24 protein-coding genes and 1 tRNA gene are annotated in these 23,762 nt (G+C 66.6%); 10 read left to right on the top strand and 15 right to left on the bottom strand.

Annotated elements, in window-relative coordinates; all coding sequences use genetic code 11:
• Positions 1-7: 7 nt before the first annotated feature.
• Entirely contained in the window at positions 8-454 is a 447-nt protein-coding gene (locus QTI45_RS10370) for a helix-turn-helix transcriptional regulator (RefSeq protein ID WP_286654264.1), read from the bottom strand.
• Between the two features lie 491 nt (positions 455-945).
• On the opposite strand from QTI45_RS10370, the gene pilB reads away from it, so the two are divergent.
• The 8 genes from pilB (at position 946) to QTI45_RS10330 (ending at position 9,042) form a co-directional block, all read left to right on the top strand.
• The gene (pilB, locus tag QTI45_RS10365; protein WP_286369134.1) at positions 946-2,679 is read left to right on the top strand and encodes a type IV-A pilus assembly ATPase PilB; all 1,734 of its coding nucleotides are present in this window, start codon (positions 946-948) and stop codon (positions 2,677-2,679) included.
• Between the two features lie 51 nt (positions 2,680-2,730).
• Positions 2,731-3,954 carry a type II secretion system F family protein gene (locus QTI45_RS10360; RefSeq protein WP_286654263.1) on the top strand — a complete coding sequence of 408 codons (1,224 nt, stop codon included), beginning with the start codon at positions 2,731-2,733 and terminating at the stop codon, positions 3,952-3,954.
• Positions 3,954-4,805, top strand: coding sequence for a prepilin peptidase (locus QTI45_RS10355; RefSeq protein WP_286654262.1), 852 nt, complete (start codon positions 3,954-3,956; stop codon positions 4,803-4,805). The genes QTI45_RS10360 and QTI45_RS10355 overlap by 1 nt, the downstream gene beginning before the upstream one ends.
• 13 nt (positions 4,806-4,818) lie before the next feature.
• Positions 4,819-5,421 carry a dephospho-CoA kinase gene (coaE, locus tag QTI45_RS10350; RefSeq protein ID WP_286369131.1) on the top strand — a complete coding sequence of 201 codons (603 nt, stop codon included), beginning with the start codon at positions 4,819-4,821 and terminating at the stop codon, positions 5,419-5,421.
• A 79-nt stretch (positions 5,422-5,500) separates the two neighbouring features.
• Positions 5,501-6,994, top strand: a complete 1,494-nt coding sequence (locus tag QTI45_RS10345) for an MBOAT family O-acyltransferase (protein WP_286369130.1) — start codon at positions 5,501-5,503, stop codon at positions 6,992-6,994.
• Between the two features lie 32 nt (positions 6,995-7,026).
• Positions 7,027-8,040, top strand: a complete 1,014-nt coding sequence (locus tag QTI45_RS10340; RefSeq protein WP_286369129.1) for an alginate O-acetyltransferase AlgX-related protein — start codon at positions 7,027-7,029, stop codon at positions 8,038-8,040.
• 31 nt (positions 8,041-8,071) lie between these two features.
• On the top strand, positions 8,072-8,827 hold the full coding sequence (gene zapD / locus QTI45_RS10335; protein WP_286369128.1) for a cell division protein ZapD: 756 nt from the start codon (positions 8,072-8,074) through the stop codon (positions 8,825-8,827).
• Positions 8,824-9,042, top strand: coding sequence for a DNA gyrase inhibitor YacG (locus tag QTI45_RS10330; protein ID WP_286369127.1), 219 nt, complete (start codon positions 8,824-8,826; stop codon positions 9,040-9,042). The genes zapD and QTI45_RS10330 overlap by 4 nt, the downstream gene beginning before the upstream one ends.
• Here the strand turns inward: QTI45_RS10330 and mutT are convergent.
• The 4 genes from mutT to secA all read right to left on the bottom strand — a co-directional run bounded on the left by mutT (position 9,039) and on the right by secA (position 14,436).
• Entirely contained in the window at positions 9,039-9,455 is a 417-nt protein-coding gene (gene mutT / locus QTI45_RS10325) for an 8-oxo-dGTP diphosphatase MutT (RefSeq protein ID WP_286654261.1), read from the bottom strand. The two genes, QTI45_RS10330 and mutT, sit on opposite strands and share 4 nt — an antisense overlap.
• Entirely contained in the window at positions 9,452-10,330 is an 879-nt protein-coding gene (locus QTI45_RS10320; protein WP_286369125.1) for an ATP-binding protein, read from the bottom strand. Before QTI45_RS10320 ends, mutT begins: the two co-directional genes overlap by 4 nt.
• A 76-nt stretch (positions 10,331-10,406) precedes the next feature.
• Positions 10,407-11,636 (bottom strand): bifunctional glutamate N-acetyltransferase/amino-acid acetyltransferase ArgJ, encoded by a 1,230-nt coding sequence (gene argJ / locus QTI45_RS10315; protein ID WP_286654260.1) that lies wholly within the window; start codon positions 11,634-11,636, stop codon positions 10,407-10,409.
• 22 nt (positions 11,637-11,658) lie between these two features.
• The gene (secA, locus tag QTI45_RS10310; protein ID WP_286369123.1) at positions 11,659-14,436 is read right to left on the bottom strand and encodes a preprotein translocase subunit SecA; all 2,778 of its coding nucleotides are present in this window, start codon (positions 14,434-14,436) and stop codon (positions 11,659-11,661) included.
• 178 nt (positions 14,437-14,614) lie between these two features.
• Here secA and QTI45_RS10305 point away from each other — a divergent pair, with 178 nt between their 5' ends.
• Positions 14,615-14,920 (top strand): hypothetical protein, encoded by a 306-nt coding sequence (locus tag QTI45_RS10305; RefSeq protein WP_286654259.1) that lies wholly within the window; start codon positions 14,615-14,617, stop codon positions 14,918-14,920.
• 10 nt (positions 14,921-14,930) lie between these two features.
• Here the strand turns inward: QTI45_RS10305 and QTI45_RS10300 are convergent, their stop codons facing one another.
• The 7 genes from QTI45_RS10300 to petA all read right to left on the bottom strand — a co-directional run bounded on the left by QTI45_RS10300 (position 14,931) and on the right by petA (position 19,860).
• Entirely contained in the window at positions 14,931-15,611 is a 681-nt protein-coding gene (locus tag QTI45_RS10300) for a PepSY-associated TM helix domain-containing protein (RefSeq protein ID WP_286654258.1), read from the bottom strand.
• A 43-nt stretch (positions 15,612-15,654) separates the two neighbouring features.
• Positions 15,655-15,730 (bottom strand) — tRNA-Thr (locus QTI45_RS10295).
• Positions 15,731-15,769: 39 nt separating this feature from the next.
• Positions 15,770-16,327 carry a ClpXP protease specificity-enhancing factor gene (locus tag QTI45_RS10290; RefSeq protein WP_286369120.1) on the bottom strand — a complete coding sequence of 186 codons (558 nt, stop codon included), beginning with the start codon at positions 16,325-16,327 and terminating at the stop codon, positions 15,770-15,772.
• 19 nt (positions 16,328-16,346) lie between these two features.
• Positions 16,347-16,958, bottom strand: coding sequence for a glutathione S-transferase N-terminal domain-containing protein (locus tag QTI45_RS10285; RefSeq protein ID WP_286369119.1), 612 nt, complete (start codon positions 16,956-16,958; stop codon positions 16,347-16,349).
• 92 nt (positions 16,959-17,050) lie between these two features.
• On the bottom strand, positions 17,051-17,806 hold the full coding sequence (locus QTI45_RS10280; protein WP_286369118.1) for a cytochrome c1: 756 nt from the start codon (positions 17,804-17,806) through the stop codon (positions 17,051-17,053).
• 16 nt (positions 17,807-17,822) lie between these two features.
• A complete protein-coding gene (locus tag QTI45_RS10275; protein WP_286369117.1) occupies positions 17,823-19,223 on the bottom strand; it encodes a cytochrome b in 1,401 nt (466 codons plus the stop codon).
• Positions 19,224-19,236: 13 nt separating this feature from the next.
• Positions 19,237-19,860, bottom strand: a complete 624-nt coding sequence (gene petA / locus QTI45_RS10270; RefSeq protein WP_286369116.1) for a ubiquinol-cytochrome c reductase iron-sulfur subunit — start codon at positions 19,858-19,860, stop codon at positions 19,237-19,239.
• Positions 19,861-20,035: 175 nt separating this feature from the next.
• Here petA and mscL point away from each other — a divergent pair, with 175 nt between their 5' ends.
• Entirely contained in the window at positions 20,036-20,461 is a 426-nt protein-coding gene (gene mscL / locus QTI45_RS10265; protein WP_286369115.1) for a large conductance mechanosensitive channel protein MscL, read from the top strand.
• Positions 20,462-20,510: 49 nt separating this feature from the next.
• Here the strand turns inward: mscL and pdxA are convergent, their stop codons facing one another.
• The 3 genes from pdxA to QTI45_RS10250 are packed head-to-tail and all read right to left on the bottom strand — an operon-like array spanning position 20,511 to position 23,676.
• Positions 20,511-21,563 carry a 4-hydroxythreonine-4-phosphate dehydrogenase PdxA gene (pdxA, locus tag QTI45_RS10260; RefSeq protein ID WP_286654257.1) on the bottom strand — a complete coding sequence of 351 codons (1,053 nt, stop codon included), beginning with the start codon at positions 21,561-21,563 and terminating at the stop codon, positions 20,511-20,513.
• Positions 21,560-22,333 (bottom strand): Nif3-like dinuclear metal center hexameric protein, encoded by a 774-nt coding sequence (locus QTI45_RS10255; RefSeq protein ID WP_286654256.1) that lies wholly within the window; start codon positions 22,331-22,333, stop codon positions 21,560-21,562. Before QTI45_RS10255 ends, pdxA begins: the two co-directional genes overlap by 4 nt.
• Positions 22,330-23,676, bottom strand: coding sequence for an MFS transporter (locus QTI45_RS10250; protein WP_286654319.1), 1,347 nt, complete (start codon positions 23,674-23,676; stop codon positions 22,330-22,332). Before QTI45_RS10250 ends, QTI45_RS10255 begins: the two co-directional genes overlap by 4 nt.
• Between the last annotated feature and the right edge of the window lie 86 nt (positions 23,677-23,762).

Genomic DNA, 23,762 nt, shown 5'->3' with positions numbered 1-23,762 from the left:
TTCATCGTCAATCGTGCGCGCGTTGAAGCTTCAACGCACGAGCTTGCATTCGCTTCACGGCGTTGCTGGGCTCGAGCCTTGGAGCTTCAGGAACGCGGGCTGGGGCGGTCGGCGCCGGAAAGTTGACATCCGGCTCGGAAATCGGCTCGGCCCCGCCAGCGACCTGAGAGGCAGGGACCTCGCTCGCAACGGATTCGGTTTCGCTCCGGTGCGCTCTGTCGAACCAAGCTTCGAACTGGCCGCTGTGCCATTTCGGGGTCCGCCCTCCGCCGGGATACACCGGCAAGAGCATCGTCTTGTCCTTCGTCCAAATCTCGACAGTTCGGGTGGACACGCCAAGTCGCTCGGCCACTTCCTTCTTCGTCAAGAGGCGGACGGGCTGGGTCGGCGGTGCGTCGCCGGGGCGGGTCGTGGTGGCCTGGTACATCGGCGAATCTGCATTGAAGTTGTTCATGCTCCGTGTAGCGACCTGCCGGCCCAAGCGCTCGAGCCTAAAACGGTCAAGGCGCGGCGAGGCGGCCAGGCGGGGTCGAGGGCCGTTCAAACACGTGCGCGCATCCTGAGAACGAGGCTGAAAAGCGACCTGCCTGCTGTCGCGCGCTATACGAGTCAGATGAGGCCGCTGCGCCAAATCGGACCGACCGCACTGCGCCAAAACTGCGACACGACCAGCTTCGCAAAGCTTCGCTGAACGTCGCTAGACGGCGCCGGACTGCTGCTAAGATGTTGATTCTTCGCGGTCAGACGGCCTCGAAGGGCCCGTTAGGCTGCCTGGGTGGCATTCGGGACGTAGAGGCCGGAGGTTCGAATCCTCTCACCCCGACCAGCCTTTCAGGGCTGTAATTGCCAAATGCTTCGCGGAACTGTTGCCGCGCAGCGGTTTACAGCGCTTGGGCGATCAGCGATGATCGTGAAGCAAATTTTCACGTTTCTTACATTCGTTGAATGGCCGCAGCCGAACCTCTCGTCAAAGACAGCTCTCCGATTGCCCTTCCAGGGCTCGCGCGGGCACTCGTTTCGGCCGGAAAGCTCCCCGCCAAGACCGCAGAGGACATCTACCAGAAGTCCCTCAGCGGCAGGACCAGTTTCATCGCCGAACTGACCGGCACCGGCGCCGTCTCGGCGGCCGACCTTGCGCATACGCTGTCGAGCGCCTTCGGGGCGCCCCTGCTCGACCTCGACGCCATTGACCCGCAGCGCCTGCCCAAGGACTTGCTCGACCCCAAGCTGTGCCAGGCCTACCGGGTCGTCGTGCTCAGCAAGCGCAACAATCGTCTCATCGTCGCCACAGCCGACCCCTCGGACCAGCAGGCGGCGGAAAAGATCAAGTTTGCCTCGCAGATGGGGGTGGACTGGGTCATTGCCGAGTACGACAAGCTCTCCCGGATGATCGAGGCGGCGGCCGTCTCCGCCTCCGAGACCATCGACAGCATCATCGGCGCCGAATTCGAGTTCGACGAGGTGTCGGCCGACACCTCCTCCGAAAGCAACGACCCGGCGGTGGCCGAGGTCGAGGACGCGCCCGTGGTGCGCTTCCTCCACAAGATGCTGCTGGACGCCTTCAGCATGCGCGCCTCGGACATCCACTTCGAGCCCTACGAGCACAACTACCGCGTGCGCTTCCGCATCGACGGCGAACTGCGCGAGATCGCCAGCCCGCCGACGGTCATCAAGGACAAGTTGGCCTCGCGCATCAAGGTCATCTCGCGGCTCGACATCTCGGAGAAGCGCATCCCGCAGGACGGCCGGATGAAACTCAAGATCGGCCCCGAGCGCGTGATCGACTTCCGGGTCAGCACCCTGCCGACGCTGTTCGGCGAGAAGATCGTGATCCGGATCCTGGATCCGAGCAGCGCCCGGCTCGGCATCGACGCCCTGGGCTACGACGCCGACGAAAAAGAACGCCTGCTCACCGCCATCGGCCGGCCCTACGGCATGGTGCTGGTCACCGGCCCCACCGGCTCCGGCAAGACGGTGTCGCTCTACACCTGCCTGAACCTGCTCAACAAGCCGGGCGTGAACATCGCGACCGCCGAGGACCCCTCCGAAATCAACCTGCCGGGCGTCAACCAGGTCAACGTCAACGACAAGGCCGGCCTGACCTTCGCGACCGCGCTGCGGGCCTTCCTGCGGCAGGATCCCGACATCATCATGGTCGGCGAAATCCGCGACATCGAAACCGCCGACATCTCGATCAAGGCGGCCCAGACGGGTCACCTGGTGCTTTCGACGCTGCACACCAACGACGCCCCGACCACGCTCACGCGGATGCGCAACATGGGCATCGCGCCCTTCAACATCGCCTCCAGCGTGATCCTGATCACGGCCCAGCGGCTGGCCCGGCGCCTGTGCACCGTGTGCCGCGCGCCGACCGAGGTGCCGCGGCAGGCACTGCTCGACGCCGGCTTCAAGGAAAGCGACCTGGACGGCACCTGGAAGCCGTATCACCCGGTCGGCTGCTCGGCCTGCAACAGCGGCTACAAGGGCCGCGTGGGCATCTACCAGGTGATGCCGATCACCGAGGAAATCCAGAAGATCATCCTTCGCGACGGCACCTCGCTCGACATCGCCAAGCAGGCCGAAAGCGAAGGCATCCGGTCGCTGCGCCAATCGGGACTCAAGAAGGTCATGCAGGGACTGACATCGCTCGAAGAAGTGCTGGCAGTCACCAACGAGTAATACACGCGTCAGCACGCACGCATCAGCAGCACACGAAGAAGCGGAGATTCCATGGCAACGGCAACAGCATCGACCCGGACGCACAAGGAGTACGTCTTCGAGTGGGAAGGCAAGGACCGCAACGGCAAGCTCGTGCGCGGCGAGGTCCGCGCCGCCGGCGAGAACCAGGTGCAGGCCGCGCTGCGGCGCCAGGGCGTGCTCACGACCAAGATCAAGAAGCGCCGCATGCGCTCGGGCAAGGCGATCAAGCCCAAGGACATCGCGATCTTCACCCGCCAGCTGGCAACCATGATGAAGGCCGGCGTGCCGCTGCTGCAGGCCTTCGACATCGTCGGCCGCGGCAATGCCAATCCGAGCGTGGCCAAGCTGCTCAACGACATCCGCAGCGACGTCGAGACCGGCACGTCGCTGTCGTCCGCTTTCCGCAAGTTTCCGAAGTACTTCGACAGCCTCTACTGCAACCTGGTCGAGGCCGGCGAGGCCGCCGGTATCCTGGAAGACCTGCTCGACCGCCTGGCCACCTACATGGAGAAGACCGAGGCGATCAAGTCGAAGATCAAGTCGGCGCTGATGTACCCGACCTCGGTCGTGGTGGTGGCCTTCGTGGTGGTGGCGATCATCATGATCTTCGTGATCCCGGCCTTCAAGCAGGTGTTCACCTCCTTCGGCGCCGACCTGCCCGCACCGACCTTGATCGTCATGGGCATCAGCGAGTTCTTCGTCTCCTATTGGTGGCTGATCTTCGGCGTGATCGGCGGCGGCATCTACTTCTTCATGCAGGCCTGGAAGCGCAACGAACGCGTGCAGAAGGTCATGGACCGCCTGCTGCTGCGGCTGCCGATCTTCGGCACCCTGATCGACAAGTCCTGCGTCGCCCGCTGGACCCGCACGCTGGCCACGATGTTCGCCGCCGGCGTGCCGCTGGTCGAGGCACTCGATTCGGTCGGCGGCGCGTCGGGCAATTCAGTGTATGCCGATGCCACCACCAAGATCCAGCAGGAGGTGTCCACCGGCACCAGCCTGACGGCCGCGATGACCAACGCCAACCTGTTTCCGTCGATGGTCATCCAGATGACCGCGATCGGCGAGGAATCGGGCTCGATCGACCACATGCTGGGCAAGGCAGCCGACTTCTACGAGTCCGAGGTCGATGACATGGTCGCCGGCCTGTCGAGCCTCATGGAGCCGATCATCATCGTCTTCCTGGGCGTGATCATCGGCGGCATCGTGGTCTCGATGTACCTGCCCATCTTCAAGCTCGGCCAGGTCGTCTGATGCTGGTGTCGCAGGGGGTGGACGCCGCGCTGGCCGGCGTGCTGGGGCTCTTGGTCGGCAGTTTCCTGAACGTCGTGATCTATCGGCTGCCGAAGATGCTCGAGCGCCAGTGGGCCGCCGAATGCGCCTCCCTCGCCGATGCCCCCGGCGAACCGGCAGCGCCTGCCGAGCCCTTCAACCTCATGGTTCCGCACTCGCGCTGCCAGCATTGCGGCCATGCGATCCGCTGGTACGAGAACGTGCCCGTGCTGAGCTACCTGTTCCTGCGCGGCAAGTGCTCGTCCTGCGGGAGCCGGATCAGCCCGCGCTACCCGCTGGTCGAGCTGGCGACCGGGCTGCTGTTCGCCTGGTGCGTGTGGCGCATGCCGGGCCAGTTCGGCGGCCTCGTCTGGTGCGGCTTCGCAGCCGCCTTGCTGTCCCTGGCGCTGATCGACTGGGACACCACGCTGCTGCCCGACGACATCACGCTGCCGCTGCTGTGGGCCGGCCTGCTGGCCTCGATCGCCGGCTTCACGGCCGTGCCGCTCGCCAGCGCGGTCTGGGGCGCGGTCGCAGGCTACGTGTCGCTGTGGGGCATCTACTGGCTGTTCAAGCTGACCACCGGCAAGGAGGGCATGGGCTACGGCGACTTCAAGCTCTTCGCGGCCTTTGGCGCCTGGTTCGGCTGGCAGGCGCTGGTACCGATCATCCTGATGGCATCGGTCATCGGGGTCGTGGTCGGCATCGCCCTCAAGTTCAGCAGCGGCCTGCGCGAAGGCGGCTACGTGCCCTTCGGCCCCTTCCTGGCGGGGGCCGGCTTCACTGCCATGATCTTCGGCCCCGACGCGATCCTTCGCGCGGTCGGGCTCTAAAGGCCGGCGCGCCATGCGCATCGGCCTGACCGGGGGCATCGGCAGCGGCAAGAGCACCGTGTCGTCGATGCTGGTCGGGCTCGGCGCGAAACTGGTCGATACCGACGCCATCGCGCGCGCCGTGGCCCAGCCGCAGGGCGCCGCCATGCCCGCCCTCGAGGCGGAGTTCGGCCCCGCGGTGATCGCCGCCGACGGCGGCCTCGACCGGGCACGCATGCGCGAACTCGTCTTCGCCGATCCGGCAGCCAGGCGCCGGCTCGAGGCCATCCTGCACCCGCTGATCGGCGCCGAGTGCGAGCGGCAGGCAGCGACCGCGGCGCCCGGGCAGACCATCGTCTTCGACGTCCCGCTGCTGGTGGAATCGGGCCGCTGGCGGGCGATCGTCGACCGTGTGCTGGTGATCGACGCCTCCGAGGCCGTGCAGCTCGAACGCGTGGTGGCCCGCTCCGGATGGACCGCGGAAGCGGTCCGGGCGGTGATCGCCCAGCAGGCCGATCGCAGGCTGAGGCGCCAGGCCGCCGATGCGCTGATCTTCAACGAGGGTCTGTCGCTGGCGGAACTCTCCCTTGAAGTCCAGAGTCTTTGGAAACGCTGGACCGCCGCGGACACGCGATAATCTGCGGTCCGCCGGCGCGTGCGCCAGATAACAAGAATGCGGCGCGGGAACGCCCTGCGGCACAGCTCTCCCCCCAAAGATGCTTTTCAATTCGTACGCGTTCATCTTCATTTATTTCCCGATCGTTCTTTTCGGGTTCTTCCTGATCGGCAGGCGAAGCACGCGGGCGGCAGCCGGCTTTCTCGCGCTCGCCTCGCTGTTCTTCTACGGCTGGTGGAGCGTCCAGGCGCTGCCCCTGCTGGTGGGCTCGATCTGCTTCAACTACTGGGCCGGCCTGCGCCTGACGCGAGCACCCGGCCGCACCGACGCCGCGCGCAAGCGCATGCTGGTGTTCTCGCTGGTGGTCAACCTGGGCGTGCTCGCCACCTTCAAGTACGCCGACTTCTTTGTCGGCAACGTCAACGAAGGCCTGAGCACGGCCGGCATCGCGCCGCTGCCGCTGCTGCACGTGGCGCTGCCGATCGGCATCTCGTTCTATACCTTCACGCAGATCGCCTTCCTGGTGGACTGCTGGCAGGACAAGGTGCACGAGCGCAGCTTCGTGCACTACGTGCTGTTCGTCACCTACTTCCCGCACCTGATCGCCGGGCCGGTGCTGCACCACGCTCAGATGATGCCGCAGTTCGCCAATCCGGCGACCTACCGCGTGGACTTCGACAAGGTCTCGCTCGGGCTCGCGATCTTCGTCTTCGGGCTGGCCAAGAAGCTGCTCATCGGTGACCCGATGGGCCAGTACGCCGACCTGATGTTCACGGGCGTCCACAACGGCGTGCAGCCCACGATGGCCAGCGCCTGGGTCGGCGTCATGGCCTACACGCTGCAGATCTACTTCGACTTCTCGGGCTACTCGGACATGGCGGTGGGCCTGTCGCTGTGCCTCGGCGTGCAACTGCCGCTCAACTTCAATTCGCCCTACAAGTCGACCAACATCATCGAGTTCTGGCGCCGCTGGCACATTTCGTTGTCGACCTTCCTGCGCGACTACCTCTACGTGCCGTTGGGTGGCAACCGCAAGGGCCCGGCGCGGCGCTACCTGAACCTGTTCCTGACCATGCTGCTGGGCGGCCTGTGGCACGGCGCCGCCTGGACCTTCGTCATCTGGGGCGCGCTGCACGGCTTCTTCCTGATGGTCAACCACCTCTGGAACGCCAAGGTGCGGCGCAACGCCAAGCCCGGCGTGGTGGGACGCGTGCTGGGGTGGCTGCTGACCTTCGTCTGCGTGATGATCGCCTGGGTGGTTTTCCGCGCCGAGAGCATGACCGCGGCGACCGCCATCTACAAGGGCATGCTGGGCATGAACGGGATGACGCAGTCGATCTTCAGCGAGTTTGGCTCCATCCCCTACCGCAAGCCCGAGTTCTTCCAGACCATGCTGGTCGGCCTCATCATCTGCCTCGCGCTGCCGCCGACCATCACGCTGCAGCGCTGGGTGCCGCAGGCCCAGATGCTGGCCGGCCGGCCCCGCCTGGCCTGGATCTTCACCGCGGCGATGGCCGTGTTCACGGTGATCCTGCTGGGCGTCTGCGTTTCGAAGCTGGGCTCCTACAGCCCCTTCCTGTACTTCCAGTTCTGAGATGAACTGCCTCATGCTCTTCGCTTACTGACATGACCCCCGCAAAACTCTGGCTGCGGATCTTTCTGGCCGGCTTCGCCCTCATCTGCGGGCTGCTGGCCGTGACGCTCAAGACCCCGCCCTTCTACGGCGACATGACCCGCATCGGTCTACTGTCCGAAAACGCCTTCGGCTGGACCATCGAGCCGCCCCAGGTGCCGGCTGAATTCCTGCGCGCCGCCCCGGTGGCCGAAGCCGACATCGTGGTGATCGGCGACAGCTTCTCGATGTCCAACCGCTGGCAATCGGAGCTGACCCGGGCCGGCCTGCGAGTCACCACCATCTTCTGGGGCCAGATCAACGAAGCGCTGTGCGGCGACCTGAACGCCTGGCTCGACCGGGCCGGCTTTCGCGGCAAGGTCGTGATCGTCGAGAGCGTCGAGCGGCTGCTGGCCGACCGGCTGGCCAACAGCAAGACCTGCGCGAAGATGCAGAAGCCCTTCTCGGCCGGCCTCAAGCCCTTCTTCGCCCCGCTCGATCACGTGCCGGCGCCCGCGATCAACTGGGACGGAAAGCTCACCTCGGGCCTCAACATCTATCGCAACACCAAGCGGGCACGCGAGGCCTCGGGCGACTTCCTGTCCAACAAGCGCATCCTGGTGCGACCGGTGGCGGACGGCTGCTCGATGTTCAGCAGCCAGCTGTGCGACCGGGCCCCGTTCTGGCCGGCCGACGACGAGAACGGCGAACTCACGGTTCAGCACGTCGCCCAGATGCGCGCGATCAGCGAGGCCCAGCGTCCGCGTTCGATCGTCTGGATGGTGATTCCCAACAAGACGACCGTGTATGTCAAGCCGGAACACTCGAAAGATTTCGTGACAGCCTTCGAGGCCGCGGGGCTCGGCCCCGACCTGTTCAGCTTCTCCCAGGTGCAGAAGCAGAAGGTTCGCGACTACTATTTCCCCAACGACACTCACCTGTCGATGCATGGACAGCTGGCGGTCGGCCAGCGCATGCTCGAGGCGGTTCGCAAGATCCTGCCGACGGCGCCCTCGAAGGCCTCTTGACGCTATCATCTGCAACCGGAAGCCACCACGCGTGATCCTCTACGAGTACCCCTTCAACGAGCGCATCCGGACCTATCTGCGGCTGGAACACCTGTTCCGTCGCCTTGGTGAACTGGTTCCGGCCGACTCGCCGCTGCTGCATCACTATGCACTCGTCACGATCTTCGAGATCATGGACGTGGCGGCACGCGCCGACCTGAAGGCCGACGTGCTGCGGGACCTCGACAAGCACAAGAACGTCTTCAACAGCTACCGCGGCAATCCGGCCATTGCCGAATCGGTGCTGGACCAGGTGGTGGGCAAGCTCGAGAGCAACTTCACGACGCTCAATACCGTGCCGGGCAAGGCCGGCCAGGCCCTGACCGAGAACGAGTGGCTGATGAGCATCCGCAGCCGCGCCGGCATCCCCGGCGGCACCTGCGAGTTCGACCTGCCGGCCTACTACGCCTGGCAGAACCGCCGCGCCCACGAACGGCGCGCCGACCTCGAGCGCTGGTCGTCCACGCTCGCGCCGCTGGCCGAATCGATCTACCTGCTGCTGAAGCTGCTGCGCGACGCCGACGTACCCTACAAGGTGATCGCGGCCAACGGCCAGTTCCAGCAGACCCTGCCGCAGGGCCGCAGCTTCCAGTTGCTGCGCCTGCGCATCGATCCCAAGCTCGGACTGATCCCCGAGATCTCCGGCAACCGGCTGATGGTGTCGGTGCGCCTGATGCGGCACGAGGCCGACGACCGGCTGCACCAGAGCACGGACGACGCCGCTTTCGAACTCACGCTCTGCGCATGACGGACGCGAATTCCATCGGCGAGCGGATCGTCCGCTGTCCCGCGTGCGGCCAGGACAGCGTCTACGCCGCGAGCAACCCCTACCGGCCGTTCTGCAGCGCGCGCTGCAAGGGCATCGATCTGGGCGCCTGGGCCAGCGAAGAGTTCAGGATGCCGGCCGAAGCGCCGCCGGACGACGGCCCCTTCGGCGATCCCAAGCGGCAAGGCGACAGCTAGTCGAAGACCAGCCCGCGTTCGTCGGCCAGCCAGGCCAGGACCGGCAGCGCGCCGGGCAGCACCGGCTCGACGGCGAGCGGCAGTTGCTGCCAGCACATCGCCTGCCCTTCGCGCATCTCGAAGTCGCCGGACCACTCGCGCACCTTGCACCAGTGCAAGCGCACCAGCGCATGCGGATAGTCGTGCTCGGTGACCTTCCAGACCTCGGCGCCGGCGATCGTGATGCCGAGTTCCTCGTGCAGTTCGCGCCGCAGCGCCTGCTCGACGGTCTCGCCGGCTTCCAGCTTGCCGCCCGGGAACTCCCAGTAGCCGGCGTAGGGCTTGCCTTCGGGCCGGGTCGAGAGCAGCAGCGCATCGTCCTCGCGGATCAGGATGCCGACCGCGACCTCGGTGTGCTTGCGCGCCTCGGTCATGCGGCGCCAGCGCGCCCGGCGTAGTCGCGCGCGAACTGGTAGGCCACGCGGCCGCTGCGCGAGCCGCGCTCGAGCGCCCACACCAGCGCCTCGGGCCGCGCCGCTTCGACCGCCTTGGCATCGACGCCGAACGAGGACAGCCATTGCGCGACGATCGCCAGGTATTCGTTCTGGCTGAAGGGATAGAAGCTGACCCAGAGGCCGAAGCGCTCCGACAGCGAGATCTTCTCCTCGATCACCTCGCCCGGATGGACTTCGCCATCGTCGGTATGGGTGTAGCTGAGGTTGTCCTTCATGTACTCGGGCAGCAGGTGGCGCCGGTTGCTGGTCGCGTAGATCAGCACATTGGGCGTCGACGCCGCGATCGAGCCGTCGAGGATCGACTTCAGCGCCTTGTAACCCGGCTCGCCCTCGTCGAAGCTGAGGTCGTCGCTGAAGATGATGAACTTCTCGGGCCGGTTCGCGACCACCTCGATGATGTCGGGCAGGTCTGTCAGCTCGGCCTTGTCGACCTCGATCAGGCGCAGGCCCTGCGGTGCGTAGGCCTGCAGGCAGGCGCGGATCAGCGACGACTTGCCGGTGCCGCGGGCGCCGGTCAGCAGCACGTTGTTGGCCGGCTTGCCCTCGACGAACTGGCGCGTGTTGCGCTCGATCTTTTCCTTCTGGACGTCGATTTCCTTGAGCGAGTCGAGCGCCATCGCGGCCACGTGGCGGACCGGCTCCAGCGTGCCGTGGCCGGTGCTGCGGCGGCGGTAGCGCCAGGCGATCGAGGCGCTCCAGTCGGCCGGCGCCGCGAGCGGCTGCGGCAGGATCGATTCGATGCGCGCGATCAGGTGCTCGGCGCGCTCGAGCAGGCGTTCGAACTGGGGGTTCATGTCAGCGTCCGCCCGGCCGCCCGAAGGGCGATGAGCGCCCCCTCGGGGGGCAGCGAGCAAAGCGAGCGTGGGGGCTTCATGACCGGTAGTCGGCGTTGATCGAGACGTAGTCGTGGCTCAGGTCGCAGGTCCAGACGGTGTCGGAGGCGCTGCCGCGGCCGAGCGCGATGCGCACCGTGATCTCGCTCTGCTTCATGACGCGCTGGCCGTCTTCTTCACGGTAATCCGGGTTGCGGCCGCCCTTGACCGCCACATGCACATCGTCGAGATAGAGGTCGATGCCGGTCTGGTCGAGGTCGACGATGCCGGCGTACCCGACCGCCGCGAGAATGCGGCCCAGATTCGGATCACTGGCGTAGAAAGCCGTCTTGACCAGGGGCGAATGCGCCACCGCGTACGCGACCTGGCGGCACTCGGCCGAATCCTTGCCGCCTTCGACGCGGATCGTGATGAACTTGGTCGCGCCTTCGCCGTCGCGCACGATGGCCTGCGCCAGCTGGCGGGCCACGTTCTGCATCGCCTCGACGAGCGCCCGGCCCTCGGCGGATTCGAGCGAGCCGATCGTGCCGTGGGCCGCCTTCTGGGTCGCGATGACGACGAAGGAGTCGTTGGTCGAGGTGTCGCCGTCGATCGTCACGCGATTGAACGAGGCGTCGGCCAGCGCCTTGGCCAGCGGCTGGATCAGCGACGGATCGATCTTCGCGTCGGTGGCCATGAAGCCGAGCATGGTCGCCATGTTCGGCCGGATCATGCCGGCGCCCTTGCTGATGCCGGTGACCGTGACGGTCGCGCCGCCGATCTGCACCTGCTGGCTGAAGGCCTTGGGCACGGTGTCGGTGGTCATGATGCCCTCGGCCGCACGCGCCCAGTGGCCGGGCGCGGCATCGGCGAGGGCGGCGGGCAGGCCGGCCTCGATGCGGTCGATCGGCAGCGGCTCCATGATCACACCGGTCGAGAAGGGCAGGATCTGCTCGGGCGCCAGGTTCAGGTGGCGCGCCAGCGCGATGCAGGTGGCGTGCGTGCGTGCCAGCCCGTCCTGGCCGGTGCCGGCGTTCGCGTTGCCGGTGTTGATCAGCATCGCCCGGATGCCCAGATCGCGTGCCAGGTTCTCGCGGCAGACCTGCACCGGCGCGGCACAGAAGCGGTTCTGCGTGAACACGCCGCCGACCGCGGCGCCTTCGTCGATCAGGACGACCGTCAGGTCCTTGCGGTTGGGCTTGCGCACGCCCGCTTCGGCGACGCCGATGCGAATGCCGGGCACGGCATGCAGCGCGGCGGGATCGGGGGCGGAGAGATTCACTGGCATGAGGAGGTCCTGTCGATGAATGTCAGCTGAGCTTGCCGTGGCACTGCTTGAACTTCTTGCCGCTGCCGCAGGGGCAGGGATCGTTGCGGCCCACGCGCGCGAAGGCCGCAGCGCCGGCGCTCAGGCCGCCGGCCGCCTGGCGGCGCAGGCTCTCCTCGTCGACCCGCACCTCGACTTCACCGGTTTCGGTGGGCGCCGTGTAGGTGATGTTGGAAAGGTTCTCGCCGCGGCTTTCCATGGCTTCGGCGGCTTCCTCGAGCTGCTCGCCCGACTGCACGCGCACCGTCATGAGCTGGCGCGTGACCTCGTTCTTGACCGAGTCGAGCAGCTGGCCGAAGAGCTCGAAAGCCTCGCGCTTGTATTCCTGCTTGGGCTGCTTCTGCGCGTAGCCGCGCAGGTGGATGCCCTGGCGCAGGTAGTCCAGCGAGGCCAGGTGCTCGCGCCAGTGAGTGTCGATGCTCTGCAGCAGCACCATGCGCTCGAACTGGGTGAAGTTCTCCTGGCCGATCAGCGCCAGCTTGGCGTTGAAGGCCTCGTTGCTGGCAGCCACCACCTTCTCGACCACGTCCTCGTCGCCGATCGCGGTCGCGGCTTCGACTTCCTTTTGCAGCGGGATCTCGAGGCCCCACTCTTCGGCCAGCACCTTCTCGAGGGCGGGGAGCTGCCATTGCTCCTCGACCGATTCGCTCGGCACGTACTGGCGCACCACGTCGGTGAAGCAGCCTTCGCGCAGCGCGTCGATCTGCGCCGTGAGGTCGCTCGCGTCGAGGATGTCGTTGCGCTGCTGGTAGATCACCTTGCGCTGGTCGTTCGAGACATCGTCGTACTCGAGCAGCTGCTTGCGCACGTCGAAGTTGCGCGCCTCGACCTTGCGCTGGGCGCTCTCGATGCTGCGGGTCACGATGCCGGCCTCGATCGCCTCGCCGTCGGGCATCTTGAGGCGGTCCATGATCGCCTTCACGCGGTCGCCCGCGAAGATGCGCATCAGCGGATCGTCCAGGCTCAGGTAGAAGCGCGAGGAGCCCGGGTCGCCCTGGCGGCCCGAGCGGCCGCGCAGCTGGTTGTCGATGCGGCGCGACTCATGGCGCTCGGTGGCGATGATGCGCAGGCCACCGAGCGACTTCACGAACTCGTGGTCCTTTTCCCACTCGGCGCGCAGGCGGGCGATTTCCGCGGCCTTGGCCGCTTCGTCCCTGGACTCGTCGGCCTCGACCGCCTCGATCAGCTTCTCGACGTTGCCGCCGAGCACGATGTCGGTACCGCGGCCCGCCATGTTGGTCGCGATCGTGATCATCTTGGTGCGGCCCGCCTGGGCCACGATGTCGGCTTCGCGCGCATGCTGCTTGGCGTTCAGCACCTGGTGCGGCAGGCCGGCCTTCTCGAGCAGGCCGGCGATGATCTCGGAGTTCTCGATCGACGAAGTGCCCACCAGCACCGGCTGGCCGCGCTCGTAGCATTCGCGGATGTCCTGGATCGCGGCCTCGTACTTCTCGCGCGTGGTCTTGTAGACGCGGTCGAGCTGGTCCTCGCGCCGGCTTTGCCGGTTCGGCGGGATGATCATGGTCTCCAGACCATAGATTTCCTGGAACTCGTAGGCTTCGGTGTCGGCCGTCCCGGTCATGCCGGCCAGCTTGCCGTAGAGGCGGAAATAGTTCTGGAAGGTGATCGAGGCCAGGGTCTGGTTCTCGGCCTGGATCTCGACGCCTTCCTTGGCTTCCACGGCCTGGTGCAGGCCATCGCTCCAGCGGCGGCCGGTCATGAGGCGGCCGGTGAATTCGTCGACGATCACAACCTCGCCCTGCTGCACCACGTAGTGCTGGTCGCGGTGATAGAGATGCCGTGCCCGCAGCGCCGCATTCAGGTGATGCATCAGCGTGATGTTGGCCGGATCGTAGAGCGAGGCACCCTCGGGCAGCAGCTTGAACTCGGATAGCACCTGCTCGGCCTTCTCGTGGCCGTCCTCGGTCAGGAACACCTGGTGGGTCTTCTCGTCGACCGTGAAGTCGCCCGGCTTGGTGACGCCCTCGCCGGTGCGCGGGTCGGCCTCGCCCTCCTGCTTGACCAAGAGCGGCACGACCTTGTTGATCGCCAGGTAGAGCTCGGTGTGGTCTTCGGCCTGGCCGCTGATGATCAGCGGCGTGCGGGCCTCGTCGATCAGGATCGAGTCGACCTCGTCGACGATCGCGTAGTTCAGCCCGCGCTGGACCCGGTCGCCCGGCTCGTAGACCATGTTGTCGCGCAGGTAGTCGAAGCCGTACTCGTTGTTGGTGCCGTACGTGATGTCGCTGCCGTAGGCCTGCTGCTTCTCCTCGCGCGGCATCTGCGGCAGGTTGATGCCGACCGAGAGCCCGAGGTAGTTGTAGAGCCGGCCCATCCACTGGGCGTCGCGGTTGGCGAGGTAGTCGTTCACCGTGACCACGTGCACGCCCTTGCCCGTGAGCGCGTTCAGGTACACCGGCAGCGTCGCGGTCAGGGTCTTGCCCTCGCCGGTGCGCATCTCGGAAATCTTGCCGTTGTGCAGCGCCATGCCGCCCAGCAGCTGGACGTCGAAGTGGCGCATCTTCATGATCCGCTTCGAGGCCTCGCGCACCGTGGCGAAGGCTTCCGGCAGCAGGTCGTCGAGCGACTCGCCCTTGGCGACGCGGTCCTTGAACTCCTGCGTCTTGGCGCGCAGCGCCGCGTCGTCGAGCTTCTCGAAGGACGGCTCCAGCGCGTTGATGCGTTCGACCGTCTTGCGATACTGCTTCAGGAGCCGGTCATTGCGACTGCCGAAAATTTGAGTCAGGAAGTTGGTGGCCATGAATGGAGATCGATGCACACTCGCTGGATGCGGGCGCCTCGACCGAAATCCCTAAGATAGACGGAGAACGAACTTGGGCGCGCTTTGCCAAAAGGCAAGCGGACCGGCCCGCAGGATTGCCGGCAAACCGCAGATTTTAGCCGCTTGCCCAACCCTTCCCGACCACTGTCCATTGCCGATGAATCGCCGCTATAACGCCGTCACCCTGCTCGAAGCCACCGAGGGCTCGCCGACCCTGGCGAACCTGGCTGCGCGTGCCCGCGACGCCGGCGAGCGGCTGGCTGCGGTGCAGGACCTGATTCCCGCGGAAATGCGTCCCGCGATCCAGCCCGGCCCCGCCGAAGGCGATGTCTGGTGCATGCTGGTGAACGGCAGTGCGGCGGCCGCCAAGCTGCGCCAGCTGGCGCCCATGCTGCAGGCACGGCTCAAGTCGCGCGGCTGGGAGGTCGCGACGATCCGGATCAAGGTGATGTCCCGGCGCTGAGCACCCGGGCTCAGAGCTGGGCCAGTGCCAGGCCGAGCGTCAGCGCCACCGAAGTTCCGAAGATCGCCAGCCCGACGCTGCGGCGGCGGTGGGTGAGCATCCACAGCGCCACGCCCGAGATCGACAGGAAGATCAGGCTGCCCGCCAGCGTATCGACCAGCAGGATCCAGCCCACCGACATGCCGGTGCCCTTGTGCATGTTGGCCAGCGTCGCGACCAGGCCGTTCTGCGTGGTGGTGACGCCCACCGAGCGGTTGCCGCGCCAATAGTCGGCCTGCACGATGGCGTCGGGCCCGCCGAAGTTGAACACCCAGCGCTCGGGCTGCATCAGCGGGTCGGCCTTGCCCTTCTCGGCCCAGGCGACCGGCCGCGCCGGCTCGGTTCGCATCGAATTGGGCGGGCCCTGCTGCGCCAGCGCGCCTTGCAGCCAGCGCGCCATCTCCTGCGCGTTCGCAGGCGCCGGGTCGGGGAGCGCCAACTGGGCGTTGATGCGCTGCTGCGCCATCGGCAGTTTCAGCACCGCGCGATGATTCAGCCAGATGCCGGCGGTGCCGAAGATCAGGCCCAGGATCGCGCCCCACAGACCGATCCAGCCATGGGTCTTGCGGATCCACTGGATGGCGGTGACGCGGCGCGGCGGCACGCGGCTGCGGGCTTCGGCCTGGACGGCGGCGTTCGGTGCGTAGGACATGGGTTCAGCGTGCTCGGGCCTCGGGAGGCCCGGGAGCCGTGGATGGTGCCGCTTGTCGGAATCGAACTGACGACCTACCGCTTACAAGGCGGTTGCTCTACCAACTGAGCTAAAGCGGCGGGATGCTGATTTTAGCGGCCCGGGCCGGGCCGCCCGGTTCACTTGATCCGCTTGAGCGACGGGCGCGCGCCGCCACCGGCCGGTGGGCGTGGTGGATCTTCGGGCTCGAGGGGCGCACTGCCGGTCTCGGCCGTCTCGTCCGCCTCGCTCACCAGGTGGACGACCTTGCTGGCGTCGCCCTCGGTGCCGCGCGATGCGTCGCGCAACGGCGTCCGGGTGGACGCCGCAGTGGAGGTCGAGGCTGCAGGACTGCTGCCTTCGCCCGCGGCCGGCGCCGGCGCCGGAAACGCCATGCCCTGCCCGTTTTCGCGCGCGTAGATCGCGATCACACGGCCGACCGGCACGCTGATCTCGCGCGCGGTGCCGGCGAAGCGGGCCTTGAACTCGATGAAGTCGTTGCCCAGCTTGAGCGAGCTGGTCGCGTCGAAGCTGATGTTCAGCACGATCTCGCCGTTCTTGACGTACTCGCGCGGCACCTGGACCGTGTCGTCGACCTGCACCGCGACATACGGCGTGAAGCCGTTGTCCGTGCACCATTCATACAGCGCCCGGATCAGGTACGGGCGCGTCGATGAAGACTCGAGCGCGTTGATCATGACCGAAGGCGCAGGCGACTCACTTGCGCATGACCTTTTCGGACGGCGTCAGCGCCTCGATGTAGGCCGGGCGCGAGAAGATGCGCTCGGCGTACTTCAGCAGCGGGGCCGCGTTCTTGCTGAGGTCGATACCGTAGTAGTCGAGGCGCCACAGCAGCGGCGCGATCGCGACGTCGAGCATCGAGAAGTTGTCGCCCAGCATGTACTTGTTCTTGAGGAACACCGGCGCCAGCTGCGTCAGGCGGTCGCGGATGTGCGAGCGCGCCTTCTCGAGCGCCTTCTCGTTGCCCTTGGTGGTGCGGTTCTCGAGCGTCGAGACATGAACGAACAGTTCCTTCTCGAAGTTGAGCAGGAACAGGCGCACGCGGGCGCGGTCGACCGGGTCGCCGGGCATCAGCTGCGGATGCGGGAAGCGCTCGTCGATGTACTCGTTGATGATGTTCGACTCGTACAGGATCAGGTCGCGCTCGACCAGGATCGGCACCTGCCCGTACGGATTCATCACGTTGATGTCCTCGGGCTTGTTGTAGAGATCGACGTCGCGAATCTCGAAATCCATGCCCTTCTCGAACAGCACGAAACGGCAGCGATGGGAAAAGGGGCAGGTCGTTCCAGAATACAGGACCATCATGGCGAAAGACTCCTAAAAATCAAAAAGAGTGGGTCGCGTTGGCAACCCACTCTGCGGGACCCGGCGCACGAGGCGCCGGATCGGCGTGGAAATTACTTGACGTCTTTCCAGTACGAGGCATTGAGGCGCCACGTGAAGACAACCGCCATGACCAGGAACAGCAGCACCCAGACGCCGACGCGAATACGGGTGTTCTGTGCCGGTTCGGCCATCCATTGCAGGAAGCTCACCAGGTCGCCCATGTTCTGGTCGAACTGGATCGGCGTCATGGTGCCCGGGCTCACTTGCTCCCAACCCTTGAAGACTTCGACGGGATGGCCGTGGGCCTCGACCTTCTCGAAGACCGGACGGCGCTCGCCCTGCAGTTCCCACATCACGTGCGGCATCGCGACCGCCGGGAACGCGAGGTTGTTCCAGCCGGTGGCCTTGGTGTCGTCGCGGTAGAAGGTGCGCAGGTAGGTGTAGAGGTAATCGGCGCCGGTGCCGCCGTGGCCGGCACGCGAACGCGCCACCAGGGTCAGGTCGGGCGGGACCGTGCCGAACCATTGCTTGGCCTGCTGCGGGTCCATGTTGACCTTCATGGTCTCGCCGATCTTGTCGGTCGTGAACAGCAGGTTGTCCTTGATCTGCTGCTCGGAGATGCCGAGGTCGGTCAGGCGGTTGAAGCGCATGAACGCCGCCGAGTGGCAGTTGAGGCAGTAGTTGACGAACAGCTTGGCGCCGTTCTGCAGCGCGGCCAGGTCAGTCGTGCGGTTCGGTGCCTTGTCCCAGGCGATGCCGCCCTCGGCAGCCTGTGCGCCGGTGACGATGCCGAGCGCCGCGATCAACGTGAGGATCAGTTTCTTCATTCTTGTTGTCTCCCGGTCAGTGAGCGTTGAAAACCACGCGCTCGGGGACCGGCTTGAATTCGCCGAGGCGGCTCCACCACGGCATCAGCAGGAAGAAACCGAAATAGAAGAGCGATCCGATCTGCGAGATGCGTTCGCCGACCGGCGAAGGCGGCTGCACCCCGAGGTAGCCGAGCACCAGGAAGTTGATGACGAACACGGCGTAGACATACTTGTGCCAGCTCGGACGGTAGCGGATCGACTTCACCGGGCTGTGGTCCAGCCACGGCAGGAAGAACAGGATGACGACCGCGCCGCCCATCACCACCACGCCCCAGAACTTGGCATCGATCGACAGCATCATGGCGATCACGCCGACGGCGACGATCACGACGCCGACCTTGGCGAAGGAAGGCAGGCGGGCCTTCCAGACGCCGTAGCCTGCCGCCGCCAGCACGCAGGCGATCAGCGCATACATCATCTCGCTGGTGATCGCACGCAGCATCGAATAGAAGGGCGTGAAGTACCAGACCGGCGCGATGTGGTTCGGCGTCTTCAGCGAGTCGGCCGGGATGAAGTTGTTGTACTCGAGGAAGTAGCCGCCGGCCTCGGGCGCGAAGAAGATCACGGCCGAGAAGATCGTCAGGAACACCACCACGCCGAAGATGTCGTGCACCGTGTAGTACGGGTGCGACGGGATGCCGTCGACCGGATGGCCGTCGGCGCCGCGGTTGGCCTTGATCTCGATGCCATCGGGGTTGTTGGAACCCACTTCGTGCAGCGCGATCAGGTGGGCCACCACCAGGCCGAGCAGCACCAGCGGCACCGCGATGACGTGGAAGCTGAAGAAGCGGTTGAGGGTGGCGTCGCTCACCACGTAGTCGCCGCGGATCAGCAGGGCCAGGTCAGGACCGACGAAGGGGATCGCGGCGAACAGGTTCACGATCACCTGGGCACCCCAGTAGCTCATCTGGCCCCAGGGCAGCAGGTAGCCCATGAAGGCCTCGGCCATCAGGCACAGGAAGATCGCGCAGCCGAAGATCCAGATCAGCTCGCGCGGCTTGCGGTAGCTGCCGTACATCAGGCCGCGGAACATGTGCAGGTAGACCACGATGAAGAAGGCCGAGGCCCCCGTGGAATGCATGTAGCGGATCAGCCAGCCCCAGGGCACGTCGCGCATGATGTACTCGACCGAGCCGAACGCCAGCGCGGCGTCGGGCTTGTAGTGCATCACGAGGAAGATGCCGGTCACGATCTGGATCACGAGGACCAGCATCGCGAGCGAGCCGAAGATGTACCAGAAGTTGAAGTTCTTCGGCGCGTAGTACTTGCCCCACTGGTCGTTCCAGAGCTTGGTCAGCGGGAAACGGTTGTCGACCCAGTTGAGCAGCTTCTCGCCGGCCGGCGCATTGGGGGAGATCTCGTGGAATTCAGCCATGTTCTTGTTCTCCTCAGGCCTTCTTGTCGTCGCCGATCAGGAGGCGCGTGTCGGAGAGGTACATGTGCGGCGGCACCGGCAGGTTGTCGGGCGCGGGCTTGTTCTTGAAGACGCGGCCGGCCAGGTCGAAGGTCGAACCGTGGCAGGGGCAGAGGAAGCCGCCTTCCCAGTTGTCGGGCAGCGAGGCCTGCGGACCCGGCTGGAGCCGGTCGACCGGCGAGCAGCCCAGGTGGGTGCAGATGCCGACCACCACGAGGATCTCGGGCTTGATCGAGCGATGATCGTTGCGCGCGTAGGCGGGCGTGAACTCGTCCGGGTTGCGCTTGGATTGCGGATCGGCGAGCAGCGGGTCGAGCTTGGGGAGCTCTGCGACCTGTGCCGGCGAACGCTTGAGGATCCAGACCGGCTTGCCGCGCCATTCGACGGTCATCTTCTCGCCGACCTGCAGGGCACCGATGTCGGCCTCGACCGGCGCGCCGGCGGCCTTGGCCTTTTCCGACGGCTGGAACGAACTCACGAAAGGCACTGCGACGGCCACGCCACCCACTGCGCCGGCGCAGCCTGAGGCAATCAACCATGTCCGCTTGCTGGTGTCGATCCGGGGTCGGCCGGCGGTACTCGCGCTGCTGTCACTCATGGAGATCCTCAATCTTCTTCGGGGGGACTTGGGTCAACCCGCGATTGTAGCGGAGCGTAAAAGGCGAATTCAACGATGCCAGACGCCTGCCGCACGCGTGCGTGACCGGGAACAGACACCGACCCACCCCTATACTGGCCGCGTTCAAAACAACCCCCCAGAAGAGGTGCACGACATGAGCTTTCTGAAAGAGTTCCGCGAATTTGCCGTCAAGGGCAACGTCATCGACCTGGCGGTCGGCGTGATCATCGGTGCGGCCTTCGGCAAGATCGTCGACTCGCTGGTGAGCGACATCATCATGCCGCTGGTCGGACTCATCTTCGGCAAGCTCGACTTCTCCAACCTCTACATCGTGCTCGGCCCGAGGCCGGCGGGCGTGGCCGACACGCTGGTCGAACTCAAGAAGGCCGGCGCGCCTGTGCTCGCCTACGGCAGCTTCATCACGGTCGCGGTGAACTTCGTGATCCTGGCCTTCATCATCTTTCTGATGGTCAAGCAGATCAACCGGCTGCGCAACACGGCCGAGGCCCCGCCGCCGGCGCCCACGCCCGAAGACGTGATGCTGCTGCGCGAGATCCGCGACAGCCTGAAGCGCCCCTGAGACCTTGCGGGACAGACCAAGAAACTGCGAAGCAGTTTTTGCTCTGTCCTCAACTGACCAGGGTCAACGACCGCGCCATCCGCACCGCCTCGACCAGGCTGGACGCATCCGCCCGCCCACTGCCCGCGATATCGAACGCCGTGCCGTGATCCGGACTGGTGCGCACCAGCGGCAACCCCAGCGTCACGTTGACGCCCTTCTCGACGCCCAGGTACTTGACCGGGATCAGACCCTGGTCGTGGTACATCGCGATCACGACGTCGAACTCGCCGCGGCCATCGGCCTTGGCGCGGGCGCGCATGAAGACGGTGTCCGGCGCGTGGGGGCCGTCGGCATCGATGCCCTCGGCGCGCGCGGCCGCGATCGCCGGCGCGATGATGTCGCGCTCCTCGGAGCCGAACAGCCCGCCCTCCCCCGCGTGCGGATTGAGTCCCGCGACGCCGATCCTCGGCGCCCGCCCGAGCACCGCGCCGAGCGCCCGGTGCGCGATGCGCAGCGTCTGCAGCACGCCATCCAAGCTCACGGCCTCGATCGCATCGCGCAGCGACATGTGGATGCTCACGAGCACGGTGCGCAGTTCGTCGTTGGCCAGCATCATGCGCACCGGCACCTCGGCCAGCGGTCGGCCGAGATGGGCCGCGGCCTCGGCCTGCAGCAGTTCGGTGTGACCCGGATACGGAAAGCCGGCCGCCGCCAGCGCCTCCTTGTGCAGCGGCGCGGTGACGATCGCGGCGATCTCGCCGCGCAGTGCCGCGCGGGCGGCCCAGACCACGCAATCGCCGGCGATGCGGCCCGCGGCTGCGCTGATCTCGCCCTGCGCGATAGCGCCCTCCGGCGGCGCGACCACCTGCAGCACGGGAATGCAGCCCGGAGGCAGGTCGCCCGCATCGCTCGCCGCCTCGATCAGCGCGACCGGCAAGGCCGGCGCACCGGCGCCGGCGATCGCCTGGGCGGCTCGGCGCAGGATGCCGGCATCGCCGGCCACGAAGCATCCGCGCAGATCGACGCCGGCATCGCGAAACGCCTTCGCGATGATCTCGGGCCCGATGCCCGCGGGATCCCCGAGCGTGATGGCGATGGGCGAGGCGGTGTCGAAGCTCACGCGGGATTGTCGATGTCGATGAACTCGTGCGCCAGGCCCAGCTGCGCCGCCACGTGCGCCGCCACCGCCGGCGCGCCGTAGCGTTCGGTGGCATGGTGGCCGCAGGCCAGGTAGGCGACGCCCATCTCGCGCGCATAGTGGGCCTGCGGCTCCGAGATCTCGCCGGTGATGAAGGCATCGGCACCGGCGGCGATCGCGGCCTCGAAGTAGCCCTGCGCGCCGCCCGTGCACCAGGCGACGTTGCGGACCGGGCGCGGCGCACCTTCCACCAGCGTCACCGCCTTGCCGAGCGCCTTCTCGGCATGGGCCGCCAATGCCTTCGCATTCGCGAAGCTCTCGCCGCTGTCGCGGGCGCCGAGGAAGCCGATCTCCTGTTCGCCGAAGCGGCCGGCCGAACCCGGGTGCGCCACCAGACCCAGCCGCAGGCCGAGCTGGGCGTTGTTGCCGAGTTCGGGGTGGGCGTCGAGCGGCAGGTGATAGGCGAACAGGTTGACGTCGTCGCCGAGCAGCAAGCCGAGGCGCTGCCGCATCCAGCCGGTGACGCGGCCGTCCTGGCCGCGCCAGAACAGGCCGTGGTGGACGAAGATCGCATCGGCCTCGGCATGGATCGCGGCTTCGATCAGGGACCGGCTGGCGGTCACGCCGGAGACGATCTTGCGCACCGTGGTCCGGCCCTCGACCTGCAGGCCGTTGGGCCCGTAGTCCTTGAAGCGCGCGGGCGCCAGCAGCAGATCGAATGCGTGCAGGAGTTCGTGGCGGGTCGTGCTCATCGCGCCATTGTGGCCCCGCCGGCGGCGGGCCGCATCGCATGGCCGCGTGCCCCCAGGGGCAACAGGCCGAGCACGAAGCCCAGCACCGCGAGCGCGGCCACGTAGTGCGCCGGCGCCATCGGGTCGTGCTGCAGCCAGAGCGTCAGGATCACCGGCGTGAGGCCGCCGAAGATCGCATAGGACATGTTGTAGGCGAACGAAAGCCCGGTGAAGCGCACCGGCGCCGGGAAGGCACGCACCCCGGCGATCGGCACGGTGGCGATGGTGCCGACGAAGAGCCCCACCAGCCCGTAGTGCCAGACCAGCGAGGCCGGCGTGCCGGGCAGGCCGGTGTAGAAGAGGTAGCTGGTGACCAGCAGGCCGGCCCAGCCGACCAGCATCACGGCCCGCGTGCCGATCCGGTCGCTGGCCCAGCCGACCGCGATGCAGCCCAGCGTGAGCATCAGCGTCGCGACTGCATTCGCCTCCAGCGCCAGCGTGGCCGGAACGTGGTGCACCTTCTGCAGGTAGGTCGGCGTATAGAGCACGACCACCACGATCGCGGCCGACAGCACCCAGGTCAGGAGTCCGACATAGAGGCTGGCAGCGCGATGCTCGCGCAGGATGGTTTTGAGCGGAAGCTCGCGCGCCACGCTGCGGCGGTCCGCCAGCTCCTGGAACACCGGCGTCTCGTGCAGGAAGCGGCGCAGGTAGACCGACACCAGACCGAACACGCCGCCGAGGATGAACGGGATGCGCCAGGCGAAGTCGCTCACCTCGTCCGGCGTGTAGCGGCTGTTGATCGCCACGGCGACCAGCGACCCGAGCAGGATCCCGCCGGTGATGCCCGAGGTCAGCGTGCCGATGCCGAAGCCGTAGCGACGCGCCGGCACGTGCTCGGCCACGAACACCCAGGCGCCCGGCATCTCGCCGCCGATCGCCGCGCCCTGCAGCACCCGCATCGCGAGCAGCAGCAGCGGCGCCGCCACGCCGATGCTGGCGTAGGTCGGCAAGAGGCCGATCACCAGCGTCGGCGCGGCCATCAGGAAGATCGACAGCGTGAACATCCGCTTGCGGCCGAGCAGGTCGCCGAAATGCGCGATCACGATGCCGCCCAGCGGGCGCGCCAGGTAGCCGGCGGCGAAGATGCCGAAGGTCTGGAGCTGGCGCAGCCAGTCCGGCATGTCGACCGGGAAGAACAGGCCGCCCAGGACCGTGGCGAAAAAGACGTAGATGACGAAATCGTAGAACTCGAGCGTGCCGCCGAGGGCGGAGAGAGCGAGCGTCTTGTAGTCGCGGGAGCCGAGGGTGCGGGCGGGCGTCGAGGTCGCGGAAGCGCCTCCAGCCAAGGAAGAAGTGGTCATGAGGGTCAGGATTTTAAGGGTTTTCACCTATATTCGCCTGCGGCCTGCGCTTCGATCGAAACCGAGCGATCCTGGGCTTGAGGGAC

Origin of the sequence: Variovorax saccharolyticus (assembly GCF_030316765.1) — a bacterium.
Lineage (GTDB): Bacteria > Pseudomonadota > Gammaproteobacteria > Burkholderiales > Burkholderiaceae_C > Variovorax > Variovorax saccharolyticus.
The sequence above is the reverse complement of the archived record's forward strand: the minus strand, read 5'-3'. Positions and strand labels throughout refer to the sequence as shown.